Annotated in this window: 1 protein-coding gene; it reads right to left on the reverse strand. The window is 62.2% G+C overall.

What is annotated here, in order from left to right; genetic code table 11:
- Window positions 1-340 precede the first annotated feature (340 nt).
- Window positions 341-1,627 (reverse strand): multiple monosaccharide ABC transporter permease, encoded by a 1,287-nt coding sequence (mmsB, locus tag EN994_RS30395; RefSeq protein ID WP_063170017.1) that lies wholly within the window; start codon window positions 1,625-1,627, stop codon window positions 341-343.
- Between the last annotated feature and the right edge of the window lie 12 nt (window positions 1,628-1,639).

The raw sequence follows: 1,639 nt of genomic DNA on the forward strand, positions 1-1,639 counted from the left end.
GTCTCGGCGTCGTCAAGGATCTGGGAGATCAGCATGATGAATCCTCTCTCATTTGCCTTGGCAGGGCTGCCAAAACGGCAAACCTTGCTCAGCGCGGCCGGGACCTCGTCCATGCCACGGTTTAAATTCTCAGTTCGGATTGCGCTCGCGGGCCTGGTCCCTCAGGGACTTCTGTTACCGGCGGGTTGCCGGCAGCGTCGCGATCGTATGCCTCCTGCTTTCCTCGATCAGAGCAGTTCACCGTTTCACGGAAACGGCGAACCGCTCTAACTCATTGTCTTGGCGCAATTCCGGGCGGAAAACCGTTTCACACTTTTCCTGGAATTGCTCTTAAGTCCGTTCAAGCCTTGTTCTTGTTGTAGACGTCGAAGATCACGGCGCCGAGCAGCACCAGGCCTTTGACCACCTGCTGCCAGTCGACATTGACGCCCATGATCGACATGCCGTTGTTCATCACGCCCATGATGAAGCCGCCGACCACCGCGCCGATGACCTGACCGACGCCGCCCATCGCCGAGGCGCCGCCGATGAAGACGGCGGCGATGACGTCGAGCTCGCTGCCGAGGCCCGCGGCCGGCACCGCCTGTCCCAGTCGCGCCGCGATGATCAGGCCGCCGAGCGCCGACAGCACGCCCATATTGATGAACACCATCAGCGTCAGCCGCTCGGTGTTGATGCCTGACAGCTGCGCGGCCTTGGCATTGCCGCCCATGGCGTAGATACGGCGGCCGATGGTCATGCGCTTGGTGACGAAGACGAACAGCGAGATCAGCACGCCCATGACGAGCAGCACGACCGGCAGGCCTCTGTAGCTGGCGAACTCATAGACCAGGAACAGCGCCAGGGCGCTGGCGACCAGCGTCTTGACGACGAACAGGGCAAAGGGCTCGGCCTCATAGCCATGGCGTTCGCGCTTGCGACGCGTCCTCACCCCGAAATAGGCATAGGCCAGCACGGCGATCAGGCCCAGCACGATCGTCGTCATGTGCAGCGTCAGGCCGCTGCCCATGATGGTCTTGCCGGCCGCGTTCACCGTCGGCGGGATCAGCGTCAGCGGGCCGATGACATCCGGGATGAAGCCCGAGCTGAGCATTTTGAAGTCGTCGGGAAGCGGACCGACCGAGGATCCGCCGCCCAGCAGCGCCTGGCAGATGCCGCGGAAGATCAGCATGCCGGCCAGTGTCACGATGAAGCTCGGTATTCTGTGATAGGCGATCCAGTAGCCTTGCGCCGCCCCGATCAGGCCGCCCACGACGAGGCAGATGATCGAAACCACCAGCGGATTGCTGAGCGGTCCAAGTTGCCAGATGACCATCATGTTTGCCGCCAGCGCGCCGATGAAACCGGCGACCGATCCGACGCTGAGGTCGATATAGCCGGAAACGATCACCAGCAGCATGCCCAGCGCCATCACGATGATGAACGAGTTCTGCTGCACCAGGTTGCTCAGGTTCACCGGCTTGAACAGCGTTCCCGACGTGGTGAACTGGAAAAACAGCATGATGACGATCAGCGCGATGATCAGGCCGTATTCGCGCAGGTTCGTGGCCAGCGCCGAGACGGCGATGCGTGCGCGCTGCTCTTCGGCGACATTGCCGTGCGGGGCGGGGGCGCTTTCGGTGCTCATGCTGCTTTTCCT

Origin of the sequence: Mesorhizobium sp. M7A.F.Ca.CA.002.09.1.1, assembly GCF_003998555.1 — a bacterium.
GTDB classification, from domain to species: Bacteria; Pseudomonadota; Alphaproteobacteria; order Rhizobiales; family Rhizobiaceae; genus Mesorhizobium; species Mesorhizobium ciceri.